Origin of the sequence: Bartonella sp. CL71SXKL, from assembly GCF_042194935.1 — a bacterium.
GTDB lineage: Bacteria > Pseudomonadota > Alphaproteobacteria > Rhizobiales > Rhizobiaceae > Bartonella.
Map to the genome: position 1 here is coordinate 1 of NZ_JBHINI010000056.1, position 2,228 is coordinate 2,228.

At 36.0% G+C, this 2,228-nt stretch carries 1 protein-coding gene; it reads right to left on the reverse strand.

Features of this window, described 5'->3' with window-relative positions:
• On the reverse strand, window positions 1-2,228 hold a 2,228-nt coding region (locus ACFILA_RS09370), incomplete at both ends, for a type ISP restriction/modification enzyme (RefSeq protein WP_375661107.1).

The window sequence follows — 2,228 nt, forward strand, 5'->3', positions numbered from 1 at the left end:
ACGATATACTCATAAGCTTCAAGAGGGATATCTGTTATTGTGATATTGCTGTTATAAAAAACAATCGATTTATCTTTCTCTTTACCTGCTTTTGCGAATTTCATTTCTGTAACGTAATAAAACTTTTCGGGATTAGAGATGTCAGTTAATTTTGGATTACCCTTTTTAAAGGTCACGGGATAAGGCTCTACAGTTTCATAATTCACGTGCAAATGCCCTAGTTCACGTCCAGCATTAACAAACTTCCAAAAATCTTCAGCGCTTTTTACACAAGGGATGCGAGGCAATTCTTTAGAGAGGTTATCCGCATAACGAGCACGATAATCTTCCGAATGTAACAATCCGTAGACGTAATAGAACAAATCATCTTTAGTGATTTTTTCATTCGGATAAGCTGCTTTAAAATGTGCTAATCCTTCATCAGTAATGGCATCACGCCTCTGTAAATCAGCTGTTTTACTTTCTTCTGTAGAAATTAAAAATAAATGGGATTGTTTTTCATTTTTACTTTTTGAAACCGTATCATCTTTGTAAATATAGCGTGGAAAGCATTGACCTGTATCTATTACACTCACATCAGGTACATTTTTAGTCATCAAGATAGAAAATCCACTTCTTGCTCCTACAGAAGAAACTTGTATCACTTTATTTTCAGTCGCTTTTTCTATAGGAAATATCCGCGGCATTTGGTAAACCATATCATTGAAGGTACGATTATAATAAAGCCATCGTTGTGTAAAAGGACGATACAGACTTGGTATGAGGCATGTCTCTTCAAATTCAAAAAATTTTCTTTTTGTCAACTCTTGTTTAAGTCCACGGCTCCAACTTATCTTACTTTCATCTGAATTTACAAAATTATTTACAACATTGGTATGTATTTTACGGTCAGTGTGTGCATAAGTATCATTAAAACGTTCCACTTCACTGTTATAGAAGGCAATCATATTACTCATGTTTTTTGCTAGAGCTTCAGGGCTTGAGTTGTATGTCCAAGCATCACGACTCGTCATAATACCGCGAGAAAAATTTTCAAACAGCTTTTTACCATGACTTTTCTTATCACCTAGGGCTAGGAATGTTTTGAAACTCTCATCACGTTGATTTATCCAATCACCATGTTCATCCGGCGTGATCATTTGCCAACTTTGTTCACGTGTAATGCCATCAATACTACCAAAGTATTCAAGAGCTGTAAGTTTTTCTTTTGTCGTGAAATTATTACCAATGTCATGATAGTAAATTTTACAATCTCCGGAAGCATTGGGATTTTTGATAAACAATGTTATAGCAATACCAGTCATACTACCATTGCCGAAAATATTTTCACCTTCTTGAGCAACTCCATTGCTTAACATATTTTTGCGAAGATCCCCCCGTAAATTAAGCACATAAATACTCGTAAACTCTTTGGCTAAAGATTTTCGTAAGCTATCCATTGTTGGCTTTTCTATGTAACCAGAACCAGAAACAAAGCCTATTACCCCAGCATTACTAATACGGTCACTTGCCCAACGAATGGCACGGATATAGCTGTCATAAAGTGCTCGTATATTTGTTACTTTCGATTGAGCAGCATAAGTTTTACGGATACGTTCATCTAATATGGGATAAGGGCTGTTCTTTGCATTATCATTTTCGCTTTTTTGCCCTACTGAATAAGGAGGATTGCCGAAGATAACTTCAATATTGAGGTTTTTCTGAAGTTCTAAATATTCACTGTTTTTCTCTAGTAAACCTTTCATCAGATCTTGTTTTTCAAGCATCCGGAATGTATCGGTTAAACCAATATGTTTGAAAGGAATATAATGTCCTTTCATGATACTATGATAGGTCGATTCAATGTTAATGGCTGCTATGTAGTACGCTAGCAAAACAATCTCATTGGCATGGATATCATGACGGAACTTATATTCCATATCCTCTGGTTTTATGAGCTTTGATTGTAAAAGCCTTGTGATAAAGGTCCCCGTTCCAGTGAAAGGGTCAAGAATAGAAACACCACGTGACCCCAAGCTTTTTCCAAATTCATTGCGTAAAACATCATCAACAGAATGAATGATAAAATCCACGACCTCAACGGGGGTATAAACAATCCCAAGCCTATCCGTTGTCTTCTTAAAAGCTTTGGTAAAAAAATCTTCGTAAAGTTTGATAATAAGATTTTGTCTTGCCTGTGGTTCTGTAATGCCAGAGGCACGGAACTTTACGCTGTCATAAAACTCTTG